Raw genomic sequence first — 1795 nt, 5'->3', positions numbered from 1 at the left:
GCAAATGTATTTGAGACAATTTTAGTTGTTTCATGATTGTATAATCGGACTGCAGTTATTATAAATAAGTCAAAAGTTGTAAAGGGTATTAAAAAAATAAGTAATGTAATCCATGTCAAGATACCCCTAAAATTTTCAAACATGCCACCACGGATCTCTAAATAGCGATCGTTATAAGCATAGTAAGGACCAATAGGGCGAGGGTGATTACTGACGGATTCTTGCGTGTAGTCTTTTTGAACCTCTTTTAGCGTCATATCACCACTGGTATAACCCATTTTTAATTTTTTGCGAGTTTCGGCTTTCATGGCGCTACCAAACCATAATAAAAATTCACCAACGTACATCGATTTTAAATCCTGTTGTTATTGTTTTAAAAAATGGTTTTTATATTAAGAATTACCATAATCAACTAGCTTTCCTGTTTTTTCGTCACGCACTCCCCATTCCAAACGGCTATCTAATATGGCTTGTTGTACCTTAGGGGGATAGTCCGATAAGGTGGTTTCTTTTGGGGTGGGTTTGCCCACTTGACCAGCTTGGCGTATTACTTTTGGCCAGCGCGGTTGCCAGCATAGGCATTCCGAAATAAAGTAGCCCACGGTGTAAAAGGGGAGTAAGATTAAAAATACGGGTATTAATAGTAAATACACCCATGCGGTTGGGGCATTTTTAGCTGCATGAATCATGGGCTTTATATGCCCCTCAAAGCCATGAAAGGGCATGGGTAAATGGGTGCTTAGGCGTGGTTTTGGCAAGTTTTCGGGGCCGTGCTCCATATAACGGCGAATAAATTCCCATTCATCTTTATAGTCTTGAGGGTTATAGGTATTTTTGCCAATGCCGACCGATTGGGCAACCGGGAAGCCGGTTTTATAAGGGTGAAAGGTCATTAGGTTAACCATATTGGTGCCTCCCATGTCTGAGCCGGTTTCGCCAAAGTTAGCGGGCATAATATGTTCCCACTTAAATACCACTGTGCCACCACAATATTTGGGGCGTTGAATATACACTTGCCTTGTGATTCGATTAAACCGTACCCGAATATGGCGGATGGTAAACAGTTCAAAGCGATAAATATAGCGGAAATAACGGATAAATAAGTAAGTTGAAATTAAAAAAATAATTGAAAAAAATATAATAGCTATGACATATCCTGTCACTTTGTCGGTTTCATTATTATATAACACCATAAAGCTGTAGATAGAATTATAACTTGAACTCAAAGGAATCAAAAATATAAGTAAACTAATCCAAGTCAGAATACCCCGAAAATTTTCAAACATGCCACCACGGATCTCTAAATAGCGATCGTTATAAGCATAGTAAGGACCAATAGGGCGAGGGTGATTACTGACGGATTCTTGCGTGTAATCTTTTTGAACCTCTTTTAGCGTCATATCACCACTGGTATAACCCATTTTTAATTTTTTGCGAGTTTCGGCTTTTATGGCGCTACCAAACCATAATAAAAATTCACCAACGTACATCGATTTTACATCCTGTTGTTATTGTTTTAAAAAATGGTTTTTATATTAAGAATTACCATAATCAACTAGCTTTCCTGTTTTTTCGTCACGCACACCCCATTCCAAGCGGCTATCTAATAGGGCTTGTTGTACCTTAGGGGGATAGTCCGATAAGGTGGTTTCTTTTGGCGTGGGTTTACCCACTTGACCAGCTTGGCGTATTACTTTTGGCCAGCGCGGTTGCCAGCATAGGCATTCCGAAATAAAGTAGCCGATAGTGTAAAACGGTAATAAAATTAAAAATACAGGAATAAGCAGTAAATACA

The 1795-nt window shown here is 38.8% G+C and carries 2 protein-coding genes and 1 pseudogene; all 3 read right to left on the bottom strand.

Annotated features, from left to right (window positions below; translation table 11 throughout):
* A partial coding sequence (locus ACYIAL_RS12725) for a hypothetical protein (protein WP_483751899.1) occupies positions 1–347 on the bottom strand: 347 nt, incomplete at its 3' end.
* 45 nt (positions 348–392) lie between these two features.
* Positions 393–1490 (bottom strand): DUF6708 domain-containing protein, encoded by a 1098-nt coding sequence (locus tag ACYIAL_RS12720; RefSeq protein ID WP_483751898.1) that lies wholly within the window; start codon positions 1488–1490, stop codon positions 393–395.
* A gap of 45 nt (positions 1491–1535) precedes the next feature.
* Positions 1536–1795 (bottom strand): annotated as a pseudogene (locus ACYIAL_RS12715) (hypothetical protein); the annotation flags it as partial.

It is taken from the genome of Gilliamella sp. X-57 (assembly GCF_057063565.1).
Note: the sequence above shows the minus strand (reverse complement) of the source record. Positions and strands in the feature narration are given on the sequence as shown.